The 23,204-nt window shown below is 74.0% G+C and carries 17 protein-coding genes; 12 read left to right on the top strand and 5 right to left on the bottom strand.

Features of this window, described 5'->3' with window-relative positions:
* Nucleotides 1–7: 7 nt before the first annotated feature.
* Nucleotides 8–1,582, bottom strand: a complete 1,575-nt coding sequence (locus Q8791_RS23875) for a PucR family transcriptional regulator (RefSeq protein WP_330094029.1) — start codon at nt 1,580–1,582, stop codon at nt 8–10.
* 244 nt (nt 1,583–1,826) lie between these two features.
* Here Q8791_RS23875 and Q8791_RS23870 point away from each other — a divergent pair, with 244 nt between their 5' ends.
* The 7 genes from Q8791_RS23870 to Q8791_RS23840 all read left to right on the top strand — a co-directional run bounded on the left by Q8791_RS23870 (nt 1,827) and on the right by Q8791_RS23840 (nt 12,635).
* Nucleotides 1,827–2,696, top strand: coding sequence for an FAD binding domain-containing protein (locus Q8791_RS23870; RefSeq protein ID WP_330094028.1), 870 nt, complete (start codon nt 1,827–1,829; stop codon nt 2,694–2,696).
* Entirely contained in the window at nt 2,687–3,217 is a 531-nt protein-coding gene (locus Q8791_RS23865; protein WP_330094027.1) for a (2Fe-2S)-binding protein, read from the top strand. The genes Q8791_RS23870 and Q8791_RS23865 overlap by 10 nt, the downstream gene beginning before the upstream one ends.
* Entirely contained in the window at nt 3,214–4,596 is a 1,383-nt protein-coding gene (locus Q8791_RS23860) for an 8-oxoguanine deaminase (RefSeq protein WP_330094026.1), read from the top strand. The genes Q8791_RS23865 and Q8791_RS23860 overlap by 4 nt, the downstream gene beginning before the upstream one ends.
* A complete protein-coding gene (pucD, locus tag Q8791_RS23855) occupies nt 4,596–7,028 on the top strand; it encodes a xanthine dehydrogenase subunit D (RefSeq protein ID WP_330094025.1) in 2,433 nt (810 codons plus the stop codon). Before Q8791_RS23860 ends, pucD begins: the two co-directional genes overlap by 1 nt.
* A gap of 222 nt (nt 7,029–7,250) precedes the next feature.
* Nucleotides 7,251–8,693: an NCS2 family permease gene (locus Q8791_RS23850; protein ID WP_330094024.1), complete on the top strand. Its 1,443-nt coding sequence runs from the start codon at nt 7,251–7,253 to the stop codon at nt 8,691–8,693.
* Nucleotides 8,694–8,937: 244 nt separating this feature from the next.
* Nucleotides 8,938–11,616, top strand: a complete 2,679-nt coding sequence (locus Q8791_RS23845) for a molybdopterin-dependent oxidoreductase (RefSeq protein ID WP_330094023.1) — start codon at nt 8,938–8,940, stop codon at nt 11,614–11,616.
* A complete protein-coding gene (locus Q8791_RS23840; RefSeq protein ID WP_330094022.1) occupies nt 11,613–12,635 on the top strand; it encodes an FAD binding domain-containing protein in 1,023 nt (340 codons plus the stop codon). Before Q8791_RS23845 ends, Q8791_RS23840 begins: the two co-directional genes overlap by 4 nt.
* A 188-nt stretch (nt 12,636–12,823) precedes the next feature.
* Here the strand turns inward: Q8791_RS23840 and Q8791_RS23835 are convergent, their stop codons facing one another.
* Nucleotides 12,824–13,804 carry a D-alanine--D-alanine ligase family protein gene (locus Q8791_RS23835; protein WP_330094021.1) on the bottom strand — a complete coding sequence of 327 codons (981 nt, stop codon included), beginning with the start codon at nt 13,802–13,804 and terminating at the stop codon, nt 12,824–12,826.
* Nucleotides 13,805–13,831: 27 nt separating this feature from the next.
* Entirely contained in the window at nt 13,832–15,064 is a 1,233-nt protein-coding gene (locus Q8791_RS23830; RefSeq protein WP_330094082.1) for an aminotransferase-like domain-containing protein, read from the bottom strand.
* A 557-nt stretch (nt 15,065–15,621) separates the two neighbouring features.
* Between Q8791_RS23830 and Q8791_RS23825 the strand changes: the two genes are divergently transcribed.
* Nucleotides 15,622–16,239, top strand: coding sequence for a hypothetical protein (locus Q8791_RS23825; protein ID WP_330094020.1), 618 nt, complete (start codon nt 15,622–15,624; stop codon nt 16,237–16,239).
* A gap of 304 nt (nt 16,240–16,543) precedes the next feature.
* Here Q8791_RS23825 and Q8791_RS23820 read toward each other — a convergent pair whose 3' ends face one another.
* On the bottom strand, nt 16,544–17,863 hold the full coding sequence (locus Q8791_RS23820; RefSeq protein WP_330094019.1) for a helix-turn-helix domain-containing protein: 1,320 nt from the start codon (nt 17,861–17,863) through the stop codon (nt 16,544–16,546).
* Nucleotides 17,864–18,458: 595 nt separating this feature from the next.
* Here Q8791_RS23820 and Q8791_RS23815 point away from each other — a divergent pair.
* From Q8791_RS23815 to Q8791_RS23800, 4 genes are all read left to right on the top strand, one after another.
* Entirely contained in the window at nt 18,459–19,802 is a 1,344-nt protein-coding gene (locus tag Q8791_RS23815; protein ID WP_330094018.1) for a multidrug effflux MFS transporter, read from the top strand.
* Between the two features lie 59 nt (nt 19,803–19,861).
* Entirely contained in the window at nt 19,862–20,380 is a 519-nt protein-coding gene (locus Q8791_RS23810; RefSeq protein WP_330094017.1) for a pyridoxamine 5'-phosphate oxidase family protein, read from the top strand.
* A gap of 120 nt (nt 20,381–20,500) precedes the next feature.
* Nucleotides 20,501–20,710: a hypothetical protein gene (locus tag Q8791_RS23805; protein ID WP_330094016.1), complete on the top strand. Its 210-nt coding sequence runs from the start codon at nt 20,501–20,503 to the stop codon at nt 20,708–20,710.
* Between the two features lie 197 nt (nt 20,711–20,907).
* The gene (locus tag Q8791_RS23800) at nt 20,908–21,663 is read left to right on the top strand and encodes a methyltransferase domain-containing protein (RefSeq protein WP_330094015.1); all 756 of its coding nucleotides are present in this window, start codon (nt 20,908–20,910) and stop codon (nt 21,661–21,663) included.
* A gap of 70 nt (nt 21,664–21,733) precedes the next feature.
* On the opposite strand, the gene Q8791_RS23795 is transcribed toward Q8791_RS23800, so the two are convergent.
* Nucleotides 21,734–22,978: a cytochrome P450 gene (locus Q8791_RS23795; protein ID WP_330094014.1), complete on the bottom strand. Its 1,245-nt coding sequence runs from the start codon at nt 22,976–22,978 to the stop codon at nt 21,734–21,736.
* Between the last annotated feature and the right edge of the window lie 226 nt (nt 22,979–23,204).

Raw genomic sequence — 23,204 nt, 5'->3', positions numbered from 1 at the left:
CCGCCCCTCAGTCGCGGAGCTTGAGGGCGAGGAAGAGGTCCACCCTGTGTTCCAGGCTGCTCAGGTCGCGCCCGGTCAGTTCCTCCACCCGCCCGATCCGGTACCGCAGCGTGTTGACGTGGACGTGCATGGCGGCGGCGCAGCGCTGCCAGGAACCCGAGTGGGCGAGGAACCGCTCCAGGGTGTCCACGAGTTCGGAGCGGTGGTCGCGGTCGTAGGCGATCAGCGGCCCCAGGAGCCGCTCCCGGTAGGAGGACTGGACCTCCTCTGGAACGGAGGCGAGCAGCAGCTCGTGCGAGTCGATCTCGGCGCCGGCGATCACCCTGGACCGCCCGCCCCGCAGTTCGGCCAGACGGCGGGCGTGACGCGCCTCCACCGCGGCGCCGCGCAGCTCGGGGATGCCGCGGGCGGCCGAGCTCAGGCCGATGGCGAGCCGGTAGTCGAGCAGGCCGCCGTCCAGGACGCGGGCACGGTGGACCAGTCGCGCGCGGATCTCCTCGGCCCTCGTGCGGGCGTCGGCCCCCGACCCGGTCACCGGGAGGACGGCGAGGGTGTCGGTGTCGCCGGTGACGACGGCTCCGGGGTGGTCGGCGACCAGTTCGGCGACCACCCTGCGGGCCAGGTCGGGCACGCGTGGCTCGGGCAGCATCACGGCGCTCACGACGACGTGTCCGCCCTCGTCGGCTCCCCTGGCCGTCCCGGTTCCGCGCATCAGCTCGGTGACCTCGTCGAAGCGCTGGGCGGCCAGCAGCCGGGGCAGCCCCTCGAGGTGGCGGGCGTCCGCCAGCGCGCGTTCGTCGGCGCGGCTGCGCGCGAGCACCGCGACGGACACGAGTTCGGCGACCGCCTCGTGCTCCTCCTCGGTCCAGGTGGTGTGGTCGCCCGCGCAGACCATCAGCCACGTGGAGAGGGGGTGGGACTCCTTGGTCTGGACGGGGACGACGGTCAGGACGCGGCCCCCCTCCTCCGGAAGGCGGGTGGTGTGGGGGAAGGTCGGCCAGCTGAGCGCCCTGGCGGCGATCCACTCCCGGTCGGCCTCCGGCAGCGGCGCCCCGGAGGCGGCGACCTGGCGTCCGGTGGAGGAGATCACCCAGGCGGTCTGCCCCGCCTGCGCGGTGGCCGCGGTGAAGGCGTCGGGGAAGTCGGCTCCGGCGGCGACCTCGGCCATCAGGCGGCGGTGGCGGTCGCGGGTCTCGGCGATGGTGGTGAAGCGGCGCTGGGTGAGGGAGCGCAGCACCTCCTCGGTGACCGCGCCGAAGGACGTCTCCGCCGGGACCTCGACCAGCGGCAGGTCGTGGGCGAGGCAGGCCTCGACCAGGTCGGGAGGGACCTCACCCAGGGCGGTGCCGGCTCCCAGGGCGACGGCACCCGCGCCGACCACGGAGGACACGAAGGTCTCGGAGTCCTCGGGGCGGGTACGCCACATCATGCCGGTGAGGACGAACTCCCCGCCGCGCAGGTAGCGGGCCGGTTCGAGCAGATCGGTGGTGTACGCCCACCGCAGGGTGCGGTGCGCCTGCTCCGCCCCCGACAGAAACCTCAGGTGCAGCCGCTTGACCGCGAGCAGCTCACTGATCTGCATGAACGTCCTTCTGTGCTCGTGTTGGCGGGCGATTGCCCGCGGTGAGTGGGCGACGGCTGAGAGGATTTCCGAGAACGTCGCTTGTAGGAAACGCCCAACCCTAACCGTTCGTTCCAGGATCACTTCATGTCATCACGTTCTGGTTGGGCCCGTGTATCAGTGTTGTACTTCACAACAGCAACGGACCGACCAGGGGTTGCGCGCCTGCCGACGACCTGACCGAACCCCGACCACGAGGACCAGCATGGAATTCCTGAGCCCCTCCACACTGGAGGAGGCGCTCGAAGCGAAGAGCGCCCACCCGGACGGGGTGCCCATCATGGGCGGCACCGACGTCATGGTGGAACTCAACTTCGACAAGCGGCGCCCGGCCGCCCTGATCGACCTGACCCGGATCCCCGAACTGGCCGAGTGGGGGGCCGAGGACGGCCTCACCCGCCTCGGCGCGGGTGTGCCCTACACCCGGATCATCGAGAACCTGTCGGCCGCAGCTCCGGCGCTGGCCAAGGCCTCCCGGTCGGTGGCCTCGCCGCAGATCCGCAACCGGGGGACGGTGGGCGGCAACCTGGGGGGTGCCTCCCCCGCCGGGGAGGCCCACCCGCCGCTGCTGGCCACGGACGCCGTGATCGAGCTGGCGTCGGTGCGGGGGCGGCGACGGGTGCCCGCCCGCGAGTTCTTCCTGTCGTTCCGTACGACGGCCAGGCAGGACGACGAGCTGATCACGGCGGTCCTGCTGCCCGCGCCGTCCGGTCCCCAGCAGTTCGCCAAGATCGGCACGCGCAACGCGATGGTCATCGCGGTGACCTCCTTCTCCCTGGCCCTCGACGCCGAGCGAAGGACCGTGGGCACCGGCCTGGGTTCGGCGGGTCCCACACCCCTGCGAGCGGAGGCGGCCGAGGAGTTCCTGGCCGCGGAGTTCGACTGGGAGGGCGGCGCACCGCTCCCCGAGGCCGCCGTGCGCCGCTTCGGCGAGCTGGTGGCCGCCGCGGCCCGTCCCATCGACGACCAGCGGGGCAGCGCCGAGTACCGCAGGCACGCGCTGTCGGTGATGGCGCGTCGCGCGTTGAGCTGGTCCGTCACCGACTACCGGAAGGGAGCCACGCGATGCGCGTGAGTTTCAACGTCAACGGCGAGGACGTGACCGCCGACAACGTGTGGCCGGGCGAGAGCCTGCTGTACGTGCTGCGGGAGCGGCTGGGCCTGCCGGGCAGCAAGAACGCGTGCGAGCAGGGCGAGTGCGGCTCGTGCACGGTCTACTTCGACGGCGTGACGGCGTGCTCGTGCATGATCGCCGCAGGCCAGGCCGAGGGGCGCCGGGTGCGCACCGTCGAGGGCCTGGCGGAGGGGTCGGGCAAGGGCGCCGAACGCGAGTTGAGCACCGTGCAGGACGCGTTCGTCGAGGCGGGCGCCGTCCAGTGCGGCTTCTGCACGCCGGGGCTGCTCGTGCAGACCGACGACCTGCTGGAGCGCACCGTGGGTGCGGGGCGCCCCGCGCCGGCCGACGCCGAGATCCGGGAGGCGCTGGCGGGCAACCTGTGCCGGTGCACCGGGTACGAGAAGATCATCGAGGCGGTGCACCTGGCGGCGGAACGCCGGGTCGCGAGCGCGGCCCCGGGAACCGGGGGCGGCGCATGAGCGGGGCGGGCGCCGGAACGGGAACCGGGCGTTCCGTGGTCGTGGAGGGCGCGCACGTGGTCACCGTGGACGGGGCCGAGTACCCCCACGGCCACGTGGTGGTGCGCGACGGGCGGATCGCCGCCGTGGGCGCGGGCCCGGCCCCCGACGCCCCGGGCGCCGAGCGGGTGGACGGGCGCGGGTGCCTGGTCACGCCCGGCCTGGTGAACACGCACAACCACCTGTACCAGTGGGCGACACAGGGCCTGTTCGCCGACGGCACGCTCTTCGAGTGGCTGGTGGGGTCCTACGAGATCTGGGGCCGCCTGGACGCCGGCGTGGTGTCGGGGACGACCTCGGCCGGGCTGGCGCACCTGGCGCTGTCGGGGTGCACGACCGCCTCGGACCACCACTACATCCACCCGTCGGGGCGCGGCGACATCGTGGCCGCGGAGGTGGAGGCCGCCCGCGAGGTGGGGGTGCGCCTGGACCTGGCCCGGGGGTCGATGGACCGCGGCAGGAGCCAGGGCGGGCTGCCCCCGGACGCTGTCGTGGAGTCGCTGGAGGGCGCCCTCGCCGGGACGGCCGCGGCGATCGACGCCTATCACGACCGGGCCGACGACGCGATGACGCGGGTGGCGGTGGCCCCGTGCTCGCCGTTCTCGGTCTCGCGGGAGCTGATGGTGGAGGGCGCCGCGCTGGCCAGGGACAAGGGGGTGCGGATGCACACCCACCTGGCCGAGACCCTCGACGAGGAGGAGCAGTGCCGGGCCGAGTTCGGGTGCACCCCTGTGGAGTACGCGGAGAAGCTGGGCTGGCTGGGCGAGGACGTGTGGTTGGCGCACGCCGTGCACCTGTCGGACGCGGCGATCGCGAGGATCGCGGCGACCGGCACCGGCATCGCGCACTGCCCCACGTCCAACGCCCGCCTGGGCGCGGGGATCTGCCGCGTCACCGAGCTGTTGGACGCGGGCGTCCCGGTCGGTCTGGGCGTGGACGGCCCCGCCTCCAGCGAGCTGACCCCGCTGGCCGGGGAGATGCACCAGGCGCTGCTGATGGCCCGCGCCCGCAGGGGCCCGCAGGCGCTCAGCGCCCGGCAGGCCCTGGAGATGGCCACCCTGGGCGGTGCCAGGGTGCTGGGCCGCGACGCGGAGCTGGGCTCGCTGACGGTCGGCAAGCTCGCCGACATCGCCCTGTGGCGGGTTGACGGGTTCGGTTACGACGTCGTCGCCGACCCGGTGGTGGCGGCGGTCTTCGGCCCCACCCCGCCCCTGGAGCGGCTCTGGGTCGGCGGGAACACCGTCGTCGACCGCGGTGAGCTGCGCACCCTGTCCGCCGAGACGGCCGCCGCGCGCGGCCGGGCCGCGCACCGCGCCCTGACCCAGGAGGTGAGCCGCTGATGGCGGCGACGACCCGTACCGTGACGGACCTGACCAGCACCACGAAGGACGGGGTGGGCGCGAGCCCGCGGCGTCCCGACGGGACGCTGAAGGTCACAGGCGAGTTCGCCTACTCCTCGGACATGTGGATGGAGGACATGCTGTGGGGGGCGACTCTGCGCAGCCCCCACCCGCACGCGGAGATCCGCGGCATCGACATCACCGAGGCCCTGAGGGTTCCGGGCGTGCACGCGGTGCTCACCCACGAGGACGTGCCCGGGCAGAAGCGCTACGGGCTGGAGGTCGAGGACCAGCCCGTGCTGGCCTTCGGCAAGGTGCGCTACAAGGGCGAGCCGGTGGCGGTGGTGGCGGCCGACCACCCGGAGACGGCCCGGCGCGCGATGGAGCGCATCCGGGTGGACTACGCGGTGCTGGCGCCGGTCAGCGACTCCCGGCGCGCGGCGATGGACCCGGACTGCCCGCTGGTGCACGAGGCGGGTTCGCTGCCCGACCACCCCGAGTTCAACCAGCGCGGCAACAGGCTGCGCCACCAGCCGATCCGTACGGGCGCGTTCGCGGAGGCGTCCGGGTCGGCGGCCCGCGAGGGCGCGGCACTGGAGCGGCTGCGGGCCGAGGCCGCCGTGGTGGTGTCCACCGAGTACGAGGTGGGCATGCAGGACCAGGCCTTCCTGGGCCCGGAGTCGGGGATGGCCGTCCCGGCCGAGGACGGCGGGGTGGACCTGTACGTGGCCACCCAGTGGCTGCACGTGGACCAGCGGCAGATCGCCCCGGCCCTGGGGCTGCCGCAGGAGAAGGTGCGGCTGACCCTGGCCGGTGTGGGCGGGGCGTTCGGCGCCCGCGAGGACCTGTCCATGCAGATCCACGCGTGTCTGCTGGCTCTGCGCACCGGCAAGCCGGTCAAGTTCGTGTACAACCGCGAGGAGTCCTTCTACGGGCACGTGCACAGGCACCCGGCGAAGATGCGCTACGAGCACGGCGCCACGTCCGACGGGAGGCTGCTGTACGCGACGGCGGAGGTGATCGTGGACGGCGGCGCCTACGCGTCGGCCACCCCCGCCGTGGTGGGTGTGGCGTCGTCGCTGGGCATCGGCCCCTACGAGGTGCCCCACGTGCTGGTGGACGCCTACGGGGTGTACACCAACAACCCGCCCTGCGGCGCGATGCGCGGGTTCGGCGCCGTGCAGGCCTGTTTCGCCTACGAGTCGCAGATGGACAAGCTCGCGGAAGGGCTGGGGCTGCACCCGGTGGAACTGCGGATCCGGAACGCCGTGTCGCAGGGCTCGCGGATCATCACGGGCCAGGAGATCGACATGCCCCTGCCCATGGCGGAGATGCTGGAGCGCTGCCGCGACCTGCCGATGCCGCCCGGGCGGGAGACGCTGGCGGACCCCGGGGACCTGCGCACCCTGCCGGGCGGGGTGGCGGGCACCACGCGCGGCGAGGGCGTGGTGCGCGGTGTGGGCTACGGCGTGGGGTTGAAGAACCTGTGCTTCTCGGAGGGCTTCGACGACTACTCCACCGCCCGGGTGCGGCTGGAGGTCGTGGCGGGTGAGCCCGTGGTGATGGTGCACACCGCCGCCGCCGAGGTCGGCCAGGGTCTGGTGACGGTCAAGGGGCAGATCGCCCGGACCGAGCTGGGCGTGGAGAAGGTCGTCATCCACCCCTCCGACACCCAGGTGGGTTCGGCCGGCTCCTCGTCCGCCTCACGCCAGTCGTACATGACGGGCGGCGCCGTCAAGACGGCCTGCGCGTCGGTGCGGGCCGCGGTGTTCGGGCTGGCCCGCGAGCGCGGGCTCGTGCCCGGGGACCTGCCGGACACCGACCTGTCCCTGGCCGGCGGCAAGGTGGTGTCGGCGACGGCAGGCGCGCTGGTGTCCCTGGCGGACCTGCTGGGGGAGGCGGGCCAGGGGGGTGTGGTGGTCGAGGAGACCCGCGAGTTCCACCACAGGCCCACCGAGATGCTCGACCCGCAGCTGGGCCAGGGGGACTCGCACACCCAGTTCGGGATGTGCGTCCACCGCGCCGTGGTGGACGTGGACGTGGACCTGGGCCTGGTGAAGGTGGTGGCCCTGGACGCGGTGCAGGACGTCGGCAGGGTGCTGCACCCGCAGCAGTTGGCCGGTCAGATCCAGGGCGGGTCCACCCAGGGCCTCGGGCTGGCGCTGATGGAGGAGATCCTGGTCGAGGACGGTGTGATTCGCAATCCGTCGTTCACCGACTACCTGATCCCGACGATCCTGGACACGCCGCCGATGCGGATCGAGGTCCTGGAGCACCCGGACCCGCACGCGCCGTACGGGCTGCGCGGGGCGGGTGAGCCGCCGACCCTGTCGTCGACGCCGGCGGTCGTGGCGGCGGTGCGCGCTGCCACGGGGCGCCCGCTGACGCACGCGCCCGTCCGCCCGGAGGACATCGTGGGCATCGACCTGTAGCCCGCCGGGGCGCGGTGGGCGGGAAGTCCCGCCGCGCCCCGCGGTCCGGCCGTACCCGCTCCCCGGAGCCTCCGGTCCCGGCGGGCGCGCTCCGCGACGCGGCTGCCGCGACCGTTCGCCGACCGGGACAGTCCTGGAGTCCGCCCTCAGGTGACTACCGGGAGTAGTACCCCCCTCACCCATGGCGGCCCCAGGCTGCCCCGTTTCCCTCCAGGAGGGGACATGCCCCGAAGTGAGCGCGCCCCGAGGCGCGACCGGCCCGTATCCGTCACAGGTCGATCCCGGCTCGACCGCTTCTTCTTCGTCAGCGAGCGGGACTCCAGCATCGCCCGCGAGGTCCGGGGAGGCCTCACCACCTTCATGGCGATGGCCTACATCATCGTCCTGAACCCGATCATCCTGAGCGGCGTCGCCGACGTGAACGGGGACACCCTGTCGGCCGCGCAGCTGACCACCGTGACGGCCCTGGCGGCGGGCCTCGTCACCATCATGATGGGGGTGGTCGGGCGCGCGCCGATCGCCTGCGCCGCCGCCCTCGGGGTGATGGCCGTCGTCGCCTACCAGGCCGCCCCCGTCATGTCCTGGCCCGAGGTGATGGGCCTGGTCGTGTGGCAGGGCATCGCCATCGTCGCGATGGTGGTCACCGGGGTGCGCACCGCGGTGATGAACGCGCTGCCGCACAACCTCAAGCTGGCGATCGGCGTGGGCATCGGCCTGTTCGTCTCGCTGATCGGGCTGTCCAACGCCGGCTTCGTCAGCAAGGGCGACGGCGACAGCCTGCTCCAGATCGGCGCCTCCGGCGACGGCGGCCACCTCCTCGGCTGGCCGCTGCTGGTGTTCGTGAGCGGCCTGATCCTGGCCGGCGTGCTGCTGGCGCGCGGGGTCCCCGGTGCGATCTTCTACGGCATCGTCGGGGCCACCGTGATGGCCGTCGCGGTGCACCACGCGCTGGGCCTGACCCCGCAGGACTGGGGCGGGGGCGCCCCCCAGCTGCCCGCGAGCCCGGTCGCGGTACCCGACTTCGGACTGCTGTTCCAGGTGGACATGTTCGGGGCGTGGACGACGGCGGGCCCCACCGCCGCGGGGGTCATCCTGTTCACCCTCGTCCTGGCCGGGTTCTTCGACGCCGTCGGCACCATCCTGGCGATCGGCGCCAAGGCGAACATCTCCGACACCGCCGGGAACATGCCGCGGGTCAACCAGATCCTGGCCACGGACGGGGCCGGGGCCGTGGTCGGCGGCCTGACCAGCTCGTCCGCCACCCTGGTGTTCGTGGAGTCCACGGCGGGGGTGAGCGAGGGCGCCAGGACCGGGCTGGCCAGCGTGGTCACGGGGGCCCTCTTCCTCACCGCGATCGTGTTCGCGCCGGTGTTCGCGATCGTCCCGGCCCAGGCCGCCTCGGTGGCCATGGTGCTGGTGGGCGCCCTGATGATGACGCAGATCCGCGACATCGACTGGGACGACATGTCGGTCGCGATCCCGGCGTTCCTGACGATCGCGATCATGCCGTTCGCCTACAACATCGCGAGCGGTATCGGGATCGGGATCATCGCCTACACCGTCCTGCGGTCGGCGCAGGGCCGGTTCCGCGAGGTGGGCTGGCTGATGTGGCTGCTGAGCGTCCTGTTCGTGTTCCACTTCTCGATGCACGCCCTGGGCCTGTGACCCGCTCCCGGGCCCCCTCCGGCGGGGCCGGCGCGCACACCTGTGCGCACCGGCCCCGCCGCCGTCGGCCGGGTCGCGGGGGCGGCCCTCGACCTCCGGCGCCCGGGCCGCCGGAGGCGGGCGACGCCCGTCGGCCGCCCGCCCGCGGCCGCGCCGGGACACCGCCCGGATGCCGTTGACAGTGCGCCGGAACCGCCCCTAAGTTGACATTGACAACTTTCATGCGCACCAGGGACGGACATCCATGGACGACGTCACAGTCAACGGCGCACGGCACCCCGCACCCCGCGATCCCGACACCACCTCCGCCGAGCACGTACGCGACGGCCTCGGCCTCACCGGCACCAAGATCGCCTGCGGCAGCGGCGTCTGCGGCGCCTGCACGATCCTCGTCGACGGCTCCCCCACCGTCTCCTGCCTCCTGCCCTCCGACCGCCTGGCCGGCCGCACCGTCACCACGGTGGAGGGGTTGGGCGGAACCCACCCCGTCCAGCACGCCTTCGCCGCCCACGACGCGCTCCAGTGCGGCTACTGCACTCCGGGGTTCGTCGTCTCCGCCTCGGTCTTCGTCGACACCTGGCGGGCCGACCACGGCGACCGCCGCCCCGACCGCGACACGATCGCCGACGCGCTCTCCGGCCACCTGTGCCGCTGCGGCGCCTACGAGGGGATCTTCGCCGCCGTGGCCGCCGCCTGCGCCGGCGAGTTCGACGCCGTGCCCGACCGGGAGCCGCCCCGCCGCGACGCCGTCGACAAGGTCACCGGCCGGGCCCGGTTCAGCGCGGACCTGGCGCCCCGCGGCCACTGGGAGGGCGTGATCGTCCGCTCGGCACACGCCCACGCCCGTGTGCGTGCCGTCCACCCGGGAGCCGCGCGCACCCGCGCACCGGATCCCGGGGGCCCCGCGGAGGGCGCCGCGGGGGCCTCGGCGGCCGTCCCGGAGGACACCCCCGTGTTCACGGACCTGCTCGGCGACGACCGCACCGTCCGCTACGTCGGCCAGCCGATCGCCGCCGTCGCCGCGCCGACCCCCGGCGGGGCCCGTGCGGCCGCGGCAGCCGTCCGGGTCGAGTACGACCCGCTGCCCGCCGTGCTCGACCCCGACGCCGCCCGCGCGCCCGGGGCCCCGGTCCTCTACACGACCCGGGACGAGCGCGCCGCCGCGCCCAGCTACGGCGAGGCCCCCACTCCCCCGGCCCCCTGGAAGGGCAACGTGCGCGGTCCCGGCACCCTGAGCTGGCGCGGCCCCACCGCCGTGCGCCGTCTGCGCCGCGCAGCCCGGTCGGGTGACCCGCTACTGGTCTCCGGGGAGTTCACGACCGCCTCCCAGGCGCACAACCCCCTGGAACCGCACGTGTGCGTGGCTTCCTGGGAGCCCGGCGGCGACCTGTACCTGCGCGTGTCCACCCAGGCCGTGGCCAAGACCGCGGAGCGGGCCGCCCAGCACTGGGGGCTGCCGCCGGACCGGGTGCACGTCGTCAGCGAGTTCGTCGGCGGCGGGTTCGGGGCCAAGAACGCCCTGTCCGCCGACATCGTGGCGTCGGTGGAGCTGTCCCGGATCGCCCGCGCCCCCGTGCGGGTCGTGTTCGACCGCTCCGAGGAACTGACCGACGCCGGGCACCGTCCCGGCGCCAGGACCCGTGTGGCGCTGCTCGCCGACCGGAGCGGGAACCTGTCCGCGATGAGCGTGGACTCCGTCGGCGAGGGCGGCGTGTCGGTCGGCTCCTCGACGGCCGCGCTCGCGTTCCTGATGTACGGGCGCGCGCCCCGACGGGTCCGCGACTTCGACGTGGTCACCAACCTGCCCCCCGGCATGCCCATGCGCGGCCCGGGCGGGCCGCCCATGGCGTGGGCGCTGGAGCAGGCCGTGGACGCGATGGCGCTCCGGTTGGGCGAGGACCCCCTGGCCCTGCGGGCCCGCTGGGACGGCAACCCCAAGCGGCGCGCCCTCTACGAGCGCGCGGCGCGGCTCGACCTGTGGCGGGACCGGCCGCGCGGACCGCGCACGGGCCGTTTCCGACGCGGTGTGGGCGTGGCCGCGGCCAACTGGATGTACCTCATCGCCCCGCAGGCCCAGGTCGAGCTGTCGGTGGAGGGGGGCGCGGTGGTGGTGCGCTCGGCGACCCAGGACATCGGCACCGGCATCCGCACGGTGCTCGCCGGGTCGGTCGCCGACCGGCTGGGGGTTCCCGCGTCGGGGCTGCGGGTGGAGATCGGCCGTAGCGGCCCGGTGCACGGCACCGGGTCGTACGGCTCGCGCACGACCACGTCGATGGGGCCCGCCGCGGTGCAGGCCGCCGACCGTCTGCGCGCCGCGCTGAGGGAGCGTTCCCCGTCCCTCCCCGCCGTCGGCCCGGTACCCGAGCACGCGTTCAAGGAGGCCCTCGTCTCCTCCGAGGGCGTACGGGTGACGGGCGGGCGCAGCCGGGACCGCTGGGGGCAGCTCTCCCCGAACATGGCGGGCGACCTGGCCCTGGGCAGGGGGCTCAGCGGCGCCGTCCACGTGATGGAGGTGGAGGTGGACACCCTCCTGGGCGCGGTGCGGCCGACCCGGTGCTGGGCGGGGATCGCCGCGGGACGCGTGTACGCCGAACGGCTCGCCCGCAACCAGTGCGAGGGCGCCGTCGTCCAGGGTGTGGGGTACGCGCTGTTCGAGGAGCGGCGCCACGACCCCGTCACGGGGGTGCTGCTCACCGACAACATGGAGGACTACCGGATTCCGGGGATGGGCGACGTGCCCGAGACCGAGGTGTACTTCCACGAGGGCGGGTTCGAGCACGTCACGGGCGGCGGGGTCGGCCTCGGCGAGGTGTCGGTCGTCGGCGTGGCGGCGGCCCTGGCCAACGCCGTGCACGACGCCACCGGCTGGCGGCCGCACGAGCTGCCGATCCGGCCCGACCGACTGATCGGAGGACTGCGATGACCGCCGTCACAAGGCCCGGAACCCTGGTCGAGGCGCTGGCCGGCCTGGACCGGACGGGTGCGCTCCCGCGCGCCGGGGGCACCGACCTGACCGCCTGCCTGGGCACGGGCGTCCTCGGCCCCGCCCCGGTGGTGGACCTGACCGGGGTGGGCGAACTGCGCGGTGTGGACTGGCGCCCCGACGGCTCCGTCCGGGTGGGCGCGATGACGGGTGTCGGAGAGCTGGCCGCGAACCCGAGGCTGGTGGAGGCCTACCCCGCGTTGGCCGCCACCGCGCGGGTCCTGGCCACGCCGCAGGTGCGCGACGCCGCGACCCTGGGCGGGAACCTGCTGCAGCGCAACCGGTGCTGGTACCTGCGCAACCCGGCCTTCGACTGCTTCCAGACGGGCGGGCACTCCTGCCCCGCGCGGACCGGCGACCACCTGTACGGGGTGGTCGTGGACCAGGGCCCGTGCGCGGCGCCGCACCCGTCGTCTCTGGCGGCGGCCCTGCTGGTGTACGACGCGTCGGTGCTGGTCGCCGGGGGCGACGGGGCCGGTCCGGACGCGTCCGGATCCCCCTCGACCGCTGAGGCGCCCCTCGCCGACCTGTACGACGGGTCGGATCCCACCCGCGATCACGTGCTGGCGCCCGGCCGGGTGCTGGTGGCGGTGACGCTCCCGGCGCCCGTGCGGGGCGAGCGCGCAGCGTACCGGCGGGCGACCGGCCGGTCCCGGTCGGAGTGGCCGCTGGTGGAGGCCGTGGTCCGGCTGGAGTGCGGGCGGGACGGCGCGGGCCCTGTGACACGGGCCGCTGTGGCGGTCGGCGGTGTGGCCCGTACCCCGCTGAGGCTGCCCGGGGTGGAGTCGGCCCTGGTCGGGTCGCTCCCCGGACAAGCACCGGGCCCGGAGGTGGCGGGCGCGCTGGCCGACCTGGACGAGCTGTGCTCCCCGCTCCCCTCCACGGGGTACAAGGTGGACCTGCTCCGCGCCACGGTGCTCGACGTGCTCGAACGGGCGCTGGGGGTCCCCCCGGTCTGAGGTCCGGAACCCCTGTCCGGGGCGGGGCGACGCGGTCCCCGGGCGCCCGTCACGGTGGGCGCGGGGGCGCGTTCGTGGACGCGCTCGCCGTCCCCGGGGAGCCGTCCCCCGCGCGGTGCGCCGGGTCCGGGAACGCGACGGGGCCCGCCGGATCGTTCCGGCGGGGCCCCGTGGCAGGTCGGCGCGGGTCAGCCGCGCATCAGCGCCTGGTGGGCGAGTTCGCGGCACACGACCGCGAAGTCCAGGCCGGAGGCGGCCGCCGCCATCGGGAACGTGGAGGTCTCGGTCAGCCCCGGCGCGACGTTGGTCTCCAGGAAGGTGGGGCGGCCGTCCGCGCACACGATGAGGTCGGTGCGGGAGAAGTCCCGCAGTCCCAGGACGCGGTGCGCGGTCAGCGCCACCTCCTTGGCGGCGGCGACGGCGTCCGCGTCCAGGCGGGCCGGGCAGAAGAACTCGGTGCGACCGGCGGTGTAGCGGGCGGCGTAGTCGTAGACCCCTCCGTCCGGCACGATCTCCACCGGCGGCAGGGCCACCGGGCCGTCGCCGGTGTCCAGGACCCCCACGGCGAGCTCGGTGCCCTGGACCTGCTCCTCCACCAGGGCGGAGTCGCTGTAGGCGAAGCAGGAGACCAGGGCCGCCGACAGGTCCTGCACCGAGGCGACCGGGGCGGCGCCGAAGGCCGATCCGCCCCTGTCGGGCTTGACGAACAGCGGCAGTCCCAGGCGCTCGGCGAGCCGGTTGAGCAGAGCCGGGGCGCCCAGGTCGTGGAACGCGGACTTGGGCAGCGCGGCACCGCGGGCGACCCGCACGCCCTGCTCGGCGAGCAGGGCCTTGGCGGCGGGCTTGGAGTAGGCCAGGCGGCAGGCGGAGGGCCGGGCGCCCACGTAGGGCACACCGACCAGTTCCAGGACCTCGCGGATGGCTCCGTCCTCGCCGGCGGACCCGTGGAGGACGGGGAAGACGACCTGCGGCGGATCCTCGGCGAGCCGGTCGAGCAGCGTGGAGTCCACGTCGGCGACCTGGACCTCCACGTCCAGTCGGCGCAACGCCTCGGCGACGCTGCGCCCGGAGTGGACACTCACCTCGTGTTCGGGGGACAGTCCTCCCGCGAGAACGAGGACCCGGTCAAGGTCGGCCACGGCGCGGACCTCCTTCTGTGCTGCGGTCATGGTGCTTGAAGCCCTTGCTCGGGGGTGTCAGGGCAGGTCGGGGGCGGGCGCCTGGTGGCCCTCGGTGCTCGGGGCCAGGGTGGTGCCGAACGTATCACGCAGGTCGACCTCCCCCTCGATGGCTCCGACGAGGCGCCGAACGCCCTCCCGGATCTGCTCGGAGGTGGGGTAGCAGAAGCTGAGCCTCATGCTGTCGCGTCCCCGGCCGTCGGCGTAGAAGCCGGTGCCGGGAACGTAGGCGACCCGTTCGGCGACCGCCCGGGGGAGCATCGCCTTGGCGTCGATGCCCTCGGGCAGGGTCGCCCAGACGAAGAACCCGCCCTCGGGCCTGGTCCAGGTGCACCCGTCGGGCATCATCGCGGTCAGCGAGCTGAGCATCGCGTCGCGGCGCTCGCTGTACATGGTGTTGAACACCTTGATCTGCTCGCGCCACGGGAAGGTGTTGAGGTACCGGCGCACGACCAGCTGGTTGAACGTCGAGTGGCTGAGCATCGCCGACTCCGCGGCCAGGACGAGCTTGGCGCGCACCGCGGCGGGCGCGAGCGCCCAGCCGATGCGCAGTCCCGGGGAGAGGGTCTTGGACAGCGAGCCGAGGTAGACGACGTTGCCCTCGTTCTGCGAGTACAGGGTGGGCTGGGGTTCGCCGTCGTAGCGCAGCAGGCCGTACGGGTTGTCCTCGATGATGAGCACGTCGTGGCGCTTGCAGGCCTCGACCACCTGGGCGCGCCGCTCCGCGCTCATGGTGATGCCGGCGGGGTTCTGGAAGTTGGGGACGGTGTAGAAGAACTTCACCGGTCGGCCGTCCAGCTCCGCGCGGACGAGGGCCTCCTCCAGTTCGGAGGGGAGGACGCCCTGGTCGTCCATGGCCACGTGGCGGATGTCGGCCTGGAAGGCGGCGAAGGTGTTGATCGCGGTGACGTAGGTGGGGGCCTCGGTGAGGACGATGTCGCCCGGGTCGACGAACACGCGGGTGATGAGGTCGAGCGCCTGTTGGGAGCCGACGGTGACGATGACGTTCTCGGGGCTGGCGGTGATGCCCTCGAGCGTCATGTAGTCGCAGAGCTGTTCGCGCAGGACGGGGTCGCCCTGGGCCGATCCGTACTGGAGCGCGGCCGCGCCCTCCTCGGAGACGACGTCCCGGACCAGTTCGCCGATCTGGTCGAGGGGGAGGGCCGCGACGTTGGGCATCCCTCCCGCGAGGGAGACGATCTCCGGCCGGGACGCCACCGCGAAGAGTGCCCTGACCTCGGATGCGACCATGCCCTGTGCTCGACGTGCGTAGCGGCCGACGTGGGGGTCGATACGCGAGCCCTGTTGCGCGGGCTGCTGGTCTCGGTGGTCAGCGGACACGGTCCACCTCCGAAGGAAGGACGGTCTGAAGGGTCGGCGGGGTGTCGACCGGGACCCGGGTGTGGTCTGCCGGTACGACGCCCCTCACGCCCCAGTGGTTCACACGGTGTTCCCGTGGCGGCTGGGCCGCCGGGGCCGGATGAGACGGTCGGGTCGGTCGAACCGTGGGTGAACACGGTTCGGCAAATGTGCTGAGTGTAGCCCAGCCCACGGGCGCGGGGCCGGGGGGAAGAGCCTTCCGTGCTGTTCACCACACCGACCACCTCCATCCGTTTCGCCCCGAATCGTCCTTCACGTGGCTACCCACCTCACGGCGACGACTCACGCGGGGATGGCGAGAATATGAGGAACTGTTCACGCTTTTCACCTGAGTCGGACATAGATCCCATCCTTCCCATCAGTGACATTGGTTGCGTGGGACACGCGCCTGTGGGGCCACATCCGGTCCGACAATCCAGGGGGAAGCCATGAGAGTCCGCTCGACCGCCGTCACCGTTCCGTTCGCCGTGCTCGTCCTGGGCGGGGTGCTCGCGACGTCCTGCTCGACCGGCGCGCGCGACGTGGAGGCCGACGCGGCCCAGGTGGAGCTGGAGCGGGCGGCCGACGCCCTGTCCGCGACGGTCCTGCGACCGGGGGCGGAGCGCGCCTTCGCCCGCGAGGGGCACCCCGTCCCGGGCGGATTGACCTGCGGCAGCCGCCCGCAGGGCGACCCGTCCGCGCCGCCGTCCGACGCCGACACCCCGGGCGTGAGCCGGACCGCCGGGACGGAGGGGTTCGAGGCGCCCGCCTCCCCCGAGCCGCGCGGCGGACAACTGGAGGTCCACTGCACCGGCGAGACGGAGGACGGCGCGCAGGCCGTCTTCGTGGGTCGGCTCCTGCGCGCGGCGATGGCCGAGCGCGAGGCGGGCGACGACAGCCTTCCGGGAAGCTTCACCGGCAGCGTCGACGGCGAGGAGGTCTTCGCCATGGACTGCTTCCAGTGCTCCCCCGCGGCGAAGGACGCCGACAAGGCCGAGGAACAGGTACCCGGCGGGGAGGACGCGGGGCAGGAGAAGACGGAGAACGTCGAGGAGGCCAACGAGTAGCGCCCGCGGTCCCGGACCGCACCGGCCCTCGCGGACGATGCGACGGGACGTCCCGAGGAGACCACCTCGGGGACGTCCCGCCACGGTGCGCGGTGACCCCGGGGGCTCCCCCGATACCCCGAGGATCGCCTGGGCCCTGCAGCACGTACGTTCCTCCCCGTGGCCCCCCTCAAGGCCCGAAGGTCGTGAACGTGCAGGCGGACCGGTCCCCGGCCCCCGAGCCCTCTCTGACCCGGCGGCCGGCCCCGGTCGGGGCCGCGCAAGCACAGTCCACCGCACCCGCGAACGGGCCGCAACGGTTGCACTAGGTTGCGATGATGTCGCGCAGGGCGACCGGCCTGTCGTCCGACTGCAGTGCCGCGCGGAGGTCCCGTACCCCGGGCGCCACCGACCCGGGCAACAGGTCGGACGGCGAGGGCGGGGCGACGACCCGCACCAGGACCTCCTCGCTGAACCGGTAGGGGCGGCTCTCGATGATGCCGCCCAGGTGGCGGCGGAGGCGCGACAGCTCGGCGCGCACCGTCACGACGTGGCCGCCCGCGCCGAACACGGCATGCGACAGCTGGGCGCCCGAACGCCCCTCGCGGTGGCCCGCCAGCAACAGCAGGAGCTCCGCGTGGCGCGGTGTGAGCCTGTGCGTCCACTCCCCGCTGGCTCCGGCCACGGCCACGGTGGGGGCGGAGCGGGTCAGGTCCAGGGTGACCGTGGCGCCGCCTCCCTCCCGCTCCGGGCGGGGGCGGACCAGCCAGCCCCCGGGGAGGGGTTCCAGCGCGCACTCCCCCAGGGCGGGCAGCCAGGCCGTCCCGGTGTCCCGCTGCGTGGGCAGCAGGACCCTGCGGACCGGTTCCATGTGGACGGCGGCGGCCGTCCACCCGGCGTCGTCGACGACCAGGGCGCGCTCGCTCATCCCGGCCAGGAGGGGCGCGGCCACCGAGCGGAGCCTCTCCAGGTGCGTGTGGTGGATCCCCTGGAGGTGGGCCTCCGCGAGCTGCGCCACGGCGCTGACCAGGGCGAGCGTAGCCGGGTGGATGGTGGAGACGGGTCCGGTGACGTCGATGGCTCCGAGCAGGCGCCCGTCGCGGGGGTCGTGGATGGGCGCGCAGGCACAGGTGAGGGCGTGCAGGCTGCGGACGAAGTGCTCGGCCGAGTAGACCTGGACGGGGCGGCCCACGACCAGGGCGGTGCCGATGGCGTTGGTCCCCGTACTCCCCTCGTTCCAGAAGGCTCCCTCGACCAGGCCGACCCGGTCGCCGACCGACCGCATGCGGTGTGAGCCCTCCCGCCACAGGACCTGGCCGGAGGAGTCGGCGACGAGCATGATGTGGTCGGCCTCGTCCGCGACCGAGACCAGCGACCGGCGGATGAGCGGCAGGACCGCCGCGATCGGGGAGGCGTCGCGGTTGCGCTGGAGTTCGTCCACACGGGCCACCCGCGGGGGCGGCGCGCTGTCGGGATCGATGCCGAAGCCGCGCATCCGACCCCAGGAGTCCTCGATGACCGGACGCAGAGGTGCGGGCGCGGGACGTCCGGTCAGCGAGGCCTCGTGCACCCGGCGGAGCATGAGCGCGTGCTCGCGGGCGTCGGCCCCGGCAGGCAGCGCAGTGTCCAGCGGAGGAAACGACATGTGGCCCCCCTGACTTCTGGTTCGCAACGGAGATACCAAGTGTCCTGGCTGCGCTCCGACGAGGTGAGGAAACCGGGACACACGCACGTTTCGGAGGTACATCCGGCACAGAACGTCCGCTTCCACAGCAGAAAAGGGGACATCCGGCACACGGGGCGGCCGGACCGCCCTCCGGGACGACGTGACCAGGATCGACCACCGGACGCCCGGAACCGCGCAATTGGCCGGAATCGGCCACGCTCGTGCGAAGGACCGCAGGTGGGAGGGTTCGGGATGTGACGGCGCACGTGCGCGTTCGCCGTGCATCCGCACGTGCGGTCGCCCCGGAGGTCTCCCGCACATCCGGCTCCCACGGGGCGGTGGCGGACGTCGGCGGCCCGGAGGGCGGCGGAGGCTCCGCAGGACACGACGCCACGTAACGCGGATCACGCGGACAGGCAGGTAAAGCCAGGATTGCCGCGACCCGGTCCTGTGTTGGAGCCGGGAGTGTCCCCGCGTGGGACCTCCTCGACGGTGCCCCGCCCGAAGGCGGTTCACGGCGCCGAGCACCTCCCCGGTTCTCTCCGTCCTCGATTTTCCCTGTGCTGGAGCCCCTGTGACCCTTCTTTCCGTGCGCCCGAAGCGCCGCGCCCCGACGAGCGCCCCGACCGGCGTCCTGGACACCGCCGTCCGCAACGGCGCCGTGCAGGACCCCGCCGTCCTGGACACCGCCCCGCCGGACCGGGCCCGGCCGACGCGGCTGCGCACGCTGCTGCTCGTGCTGGTCCTGGGCGTGCTGTCCGCGCTGGGCCCGCTCGCCACCGACCTGTACCTGCCCGCGCTGCCCCAGATCTCGGCCGACCTGGGCGCCAGTGAGGCCAGTGTCAAGCTCACCCTGACCTCGGTGATGGCCGGGCTCGCCGTGGGACAGCTGGTCATCGGCCCGCTCAGCGACCGGTGGGGGCGGCGTCTCCCGCTCCTCGCGGGTATCGGCGTGTTCACCGCCACCACGTTCGCCATCGCGCTGGTGTCGGGTGTGGAGGCGTTCAGCGCGCTGCGCTTCCTCCAGGGGCTGTCCGCGGCGGCCGGCCTGGTGGTCTCCCGGGCGATCGTGCGCGACGTGTTCGACGGCGACGCCGCCGCCACCTTCTTCTCACGGCTCGTACTGCTCGCCGGTCTGGCCCCGATGCTCGGTCCGGTGCTCGGCGGCCAGCTGCTCCTCCTCGGCTCCTGGCAGCTGCTGTTCGGGGTGCTCGGCGGCGCCGGCCTGCTGACCTTCGCCCTGGTCCTGTTCGGCCTGCCCGAGAGCCTGCCCGCGGAGGAGCGTCGGCGGGTGAGCCCCCGCGCGCAGCTGCGCGTGTTCGGCGGCCTGCTGCGCGACGTCCGCTTCACGGGACCCACCCTCACGCTCGCGCTGAGCTTCGGGATGAGCTTCACCTACATCTCGACGTTCTCCTTCGTGTCGCAGTCCGGGTTCGGGGCCAGCGCCCAGGAGTTCAGCCTGGTGTTCGCGGTGACCACGCTCGGGATGATCCTCGGCAACCAGGTGAACGCGTTCCTGATCCGGCGGGTGGAGATCCACCGTCGCCTCATGCTCGGGCTGGGCGGGTCGATCCTGTCGGTCGCCGCCCTGGCGGTGCTGGACACCGCGGGCCTCGCCGACCTGGTGACGGTGACCGCCGCCCTGTTCGCGATGATGGTGTTCACCGGCCTGGTGTCGCCGAACGCGACCGCGCTGGCCCTGAACGGACAGCCGCCCCGGATCGCCGGAAGCGGCTCGGCCCTGTTGGGCACGCTCCAGTTCGGGATCGGCTCCGGCCTCGCCGCCACCGCGGGGATGGCCGGTCCGGTGACCCTGTCCAGCATGACCGCGGTCATGCTCGCCACCGCCGTCGGCGCGGCCGTGGTCTTCGCCGGGTTCTCCCTGCGCGCCCGGCGGGTGGCGCCCTCCGCCGCATGAATGTCGGCGCGGCCCACTACCCTGGTCCGCCCACGTCGGAGAGCCCAGAGGAGTGTGCCGTGTTCGCCTTTCCGGATCCCAGTGCCGAGTCCCTGACGGGTGAGCCGCCCGGCGTGTGGGCGGAGGTGCTCCCCCACCTGGAGGAGACCGCCGGGACGTACTGGCTGACCGTGGCCCGACCGGACGGCCGCCCGCACACGCGCCCGGTGCTGGTGGTGTGGGTGGACGGCCGGCCCTGCTTCGCCTCGGGGCAGGAGTCGGCCAAGTCGCGCCTGATGGCCGCCTCGCCCGAGGTGAGCCTGGCGTTCGGCACGGGTCGGATGGACGTGGTGGTGGAGGGGGCCGTCGAACGGGTGCGGGACCCCGAGCGGCTGGTGAGGGTCGCCGAGGCGTACGCCGCACGCCACGGCTGGGCCCCGGTGGCCGGTGACGGCGAACTGACCGGCCCCGAGGGGGCGCCGACCGCGGGCCCGCCGCCCTACGGGGTGTTCTGCGTCGCGCCGTCGACGGTGTTCGCGTTCCCGAGCGGGGAGCTGCCGCACGGGCCCACACGGTGGCGTTTCGACGTGTGGCCCTGAGCCCCTTTCCGGGCGACGCGCCGCCTGCGCGGGAACAAGCAGGTGAAACGTCTCGTCTCGCGGGTAGGGTCCTGTCGAAGCAACGCCGCCTCGTCAGCTCACCCCCCTTGGAGGCAGAGAGTGCGCGTAAGGATCGTTCTTTCGACGTTCGTCGTCCTGTGGCTGCTCATCGGGCTGGTCGCCTCGTTCCAACGCGGCCTGTTCAGCCCGGAGGAGGCCTCGTGCTCGAACCTCGGCCACACCGTGGGCACGATCTTCGTGGGACCCCTGAACTACATGGGGGTCAACCCGACCATCGAATGCCCTGCGCTTCCCGAACCCTCGGAGTGACCCCTTCCCGCCGCGCCCCGCACACCGCCGGTGTGCGGGGCGCCGCCGTTGCCGGGGCCGTCCCCCGCGCTCCCCCGGCGGGGCCGCACGGTCCTTCCCGGGAAGGCGCTGGTCGGCCCACAGCCCGTGCGCACGCGCCGCCGCCGGACCGGGAGGGGGTCTTGCCGTGCCGGCGGCGAGGCCGCACAATCCCTCCCATGCCGACTCCCGACCTTCCGGACACCGGCCGGCTTCTGGCCCGGCTCGACCGATTCGACCTGACACCGGAGGCGGTCGGGTTGCGCGCACGCGCTCGGGAACTCCTCCGGGCGGGCCCGGAGGACACCGTCGTGGACGTGGGCTGCGGTGCGGGGCGCGCCGCGGCGGAGATCGCCGCCGAGGGACCGCACGTGGTCGGGGTGGACCTCGACGAGGGCATGCTCCGCTCGGCCCGTGAGCGCCACCCCCGTCCGGAGTTCCGACGGGGCGACGCCTACGCGCTCCCGCTCCCCGACGGCCGCGTCCAGGGCTACCGGGCGGAGAAGGTGTACCACTCCCTCGGCGACCCCGCCCGCGCGCTCTCCGAGGCCCGGCGGGTCCTGGCCCCGGGGGGCCGCCTCGTCCTGCTCGGCCAGGACTGGGACGCGTACATGGTGGACTCGGCCGATCCGGGGCTCACGCGCGCGATCGTCGCCTCCTACGCCGACGGCATGCCCGACTCCCGTGCACCGCGCCGCCAGCGCGCCCTGCTGCTGGAGGCGGGTTTCGGGCGCGTGGAGGTGGAGGGGAGCGTGCTGCTCTTCACCGACGCCGAGGTCCTGCCGATGCTCCTCGGGCTGGCGTCCGCGGCGGTGGCCGCGGGAGCGGTCCGCGCGGAGCGGGCGGCCGTGTGGGCCGACGAACAGCGCGGGCGCGCCGAGGACGGGCGACTGTTCGTCGCGATCCCGTTCTTCCTGGTCGGCGCCCGACGGTAGCGGGCGCCGACGGCGTGCGCCAGGTCCGGTGCGGCCAAGGGGCAGGTCGGGGGCGCACCGGACGGCGAGCTCAGCCCGGCGACACCGTCCGGACCACCGCACGCACCCCCAGGGGCTGGAGTGCCAGGGCCGGACGCGGCCGTACCGCCTCCGGATCGACGGGTTCCAGTCGTATCCTCGCGCACAGCTCCGCGGCGATCACCCGCACCTCGCGCAGGGCCATCGACGCTCCGACGCATCCGCGCGGCCCCGCCCCGAAGGGGAAGTAGGCGTAGCGGTGGGCGGGCCCGGACCCGCCCGGTAGCCAGCGCTCGGGGCGGAACTCCCCCGCCTCCGGGAACCACCGCTCGTCGCGGTGGGTCACCCACTGGCTGAGGCCCAGGACGGTCCCCGGGGGGAGGATGTGCCCGCCCGCCTCGAACGGACGCACGGTCTCCCGGCTCATCACCCACGCCGGCGGGTAGAGGCGCATGGCCTCCTTGGCCGCGGCGGACGCGAATCCCTCCTCCCCCATCCGGGCCACCGCCCCCGGGTTGCGCCCCAGAAGGTGAAGGAGCCAGGTCAGGGCGTCCGCCGTGGTCTCGTAGCCCGACATCAGCAGGGTGGCGAGCTCGTCCCGGACCTCCGCGAAGGGCGGCCCGTCCGCGAGGAGGGCGTCCAGGGCGGTCCCGGCACCGCCCTCCCCGTGTTCCCGCACCAGGGCCGCGAGGGTGTCGTCCAGGGCCCGCAGGGACCGCCGCAGGTCGCGGTTGACGCGGGTCGGCAGCCACGCGGGCAGGCGCGGTGACGACGTGAGCCGCATGATGGCCGCCACCGCGCGCGCCAGGGCCTCTCCGTGCTCACCGGGTTCTCGGCCCGCGATGTGGGCCGCGCCCACCAGCATGGCCAGGCGGGACATCTCGTGGTGCACGTCGATGGTCTGCCCGTCGGCCCACGATCCGACCGTGCGGGCGACGCCCTCGCGCGCGGCCTGCTCCAGCTGTCCGAGGCGTTCGCTGCGGAAGGCGGGCCGGAGCCGGGCACGTTTGCGCTCCCAGTCCGCTCCCTCGCTGTTCATCATGGCGAGGGGAAAACCGGTGGGCCCCCGCCGTGTGCCGTCGCTGATCTTGACGACGTTCTCGCCCCGGTCGACGAGGACGCGGCCGATGTCGTCGGGGTGGGCCAGGAGCACGTTGGAGGGGGTGAGGGAGACGACGTCGCCGAACTCGCCCACCGCCCGGGTGAGGAAGCCGAGGGGGTCCAGGGCGTAGTCGGCGGCGTTGGCCGTGCCGCGTCCTCCCCGGGGCCCCGGAGGGGCGGTGTACGTGGCCGGCATCGGGTCCGTCCTGGGTGGCGGTGGGCCCGTGCCCCGGAGGATCGGCACGGGCCCTGGGAGCGACGGGGGTCAGGACACCGGGGGTTGTCCACCGGACCGTCTCGTGGCCTCGGGGGGTTCGGGTGCCCGTGGGACTCCGGGGGCGCCGGGGGTACCGCTCTGCGGTGCGTCCGCGGATGTCCGGGGGTACGGGCGGACCGGAGCGGGGCCCGGGTCCGGAAGGGGG

Source organism: Nocardiopsis codii, from assembly GCF_036327455.1.
Taxonomy (GTDB): Bacteria; Actinomycetota; Actinomycetes; order Streptosporangiales; family Streptosporangiaceae; genus Nocardiopsis; species Nocardiopsis codii.
This window is presented reverse-complemented; position numbering and strand designations above follow the sequence as displayed.

What these genes read in the sequence shown, in the direction of transcription:
- Q8791_RS23875 (WP_330094029.1), bottom strand. Translation starts at nt 1,582, where the DNA reads ATGCAGATCAGTGAGCTGCTCGCGGTCAAGCGGCTGCACCTGAGGTTT.
- Q8791_RS23870 (WP_330094028.1), top strand. Translation starts at nt 1,827, where the DNA reads ATGGAATTCCTGAGCCCCTCCACACTGGAGGAGGCGCTCGAAGCGAAG.
- Q8791_RS23865 (WP_330094027.1), top strand. Translation starts at nt 2,687, where the DNA reads ATGCGCGTGAGTTTCAACGTCAACGGCGAGGACGTGACCGCCGACAAC.
- Q8791_RS23860 (WP_330094026.1), top strand. Translation starts at nt 3,214, where the DNA reads ATGAGCGGGGCGGGCGCCGGAACGGGAACCGGGCGTTCCGTGGTCGTG.
- pucD (WP_330094025.1), top strand. Translation starts at nt 4,596, where the DNA reads ATGGCGGCGACGACCCGTACCGTGACGGACCTGACCAGCACCACGAAG.
- Q8791_RS23850 (WP_330094024.1), top strand. Translation starts at nt 7,251, where the DNA reads ATGCCCCGAAGTGAGCGCGCCCCGAGGCGCGACCGGCCCGTATCCGTC.
- Q8791_RS23845 (WP_330094023.1), top strand. Translation starts at nt 8,938, where the DNA reads ATGGACGACGTCACAGTCAACGGCGCACGGCACCCCGCACCCCGCGAT.
- Q8791_RS23840 (WP_330094022.1), top strand. Translation starts at nt 11,613, where the DNA reads ATGACCGCCGTCACAAGGCCCGGAACCCTGGTCGAGGCGCTGGCCGGC.
- Q8791_RS23835 (WP_330094021.1), bottom strand. Translation starts at nt 13,804, where the DNA reads ATGACCGCAGCACAGAAGGAGGTCCGCGCCGTGGCCGACCTTGACCGG.
- Q8791_RS23830 (WP_330094082.1), bottom strand. Translation starts at nt 15,064, where the DNA reads ATGGTCGCATCCGAGGTCAGGGCACTCTTCGCGGTGGCGTCCCGGCCG.
- Q8791_RS23825 (WP_330094020.1), top strand. Translation starts at nt 15,622, where the DNA reads ATGAGAGTCCGCTCGACCGCCGTCACCGTTCCGTTCGCCGTGCTCGTC.
- Q8791_RS23820 (WP_330094019.1), bottom strand. Translation starts at nt 17,863, where the DNA reads ATGTCGTTTCCTCCGCTGGACACTGCGCTGCCTGCCGGGGCCGACGCC.
- Q8791_RS23800 (WP_330094015.1), top strand. Translation starts at nt 20,908, where the DNA reads ATGCCGACTCCCGACCTTCCGGACACCGGCCGGCTTCTGGCCCGGCTC.
- Q8791_RS23795 (WP_330094014.1), bottom strand. Translation starts at nt 22,978, where the DNA reads ATGCCGGCCACGTACACCGCCCCTCCGGGGCCCCGGGGAGGACGCGGC.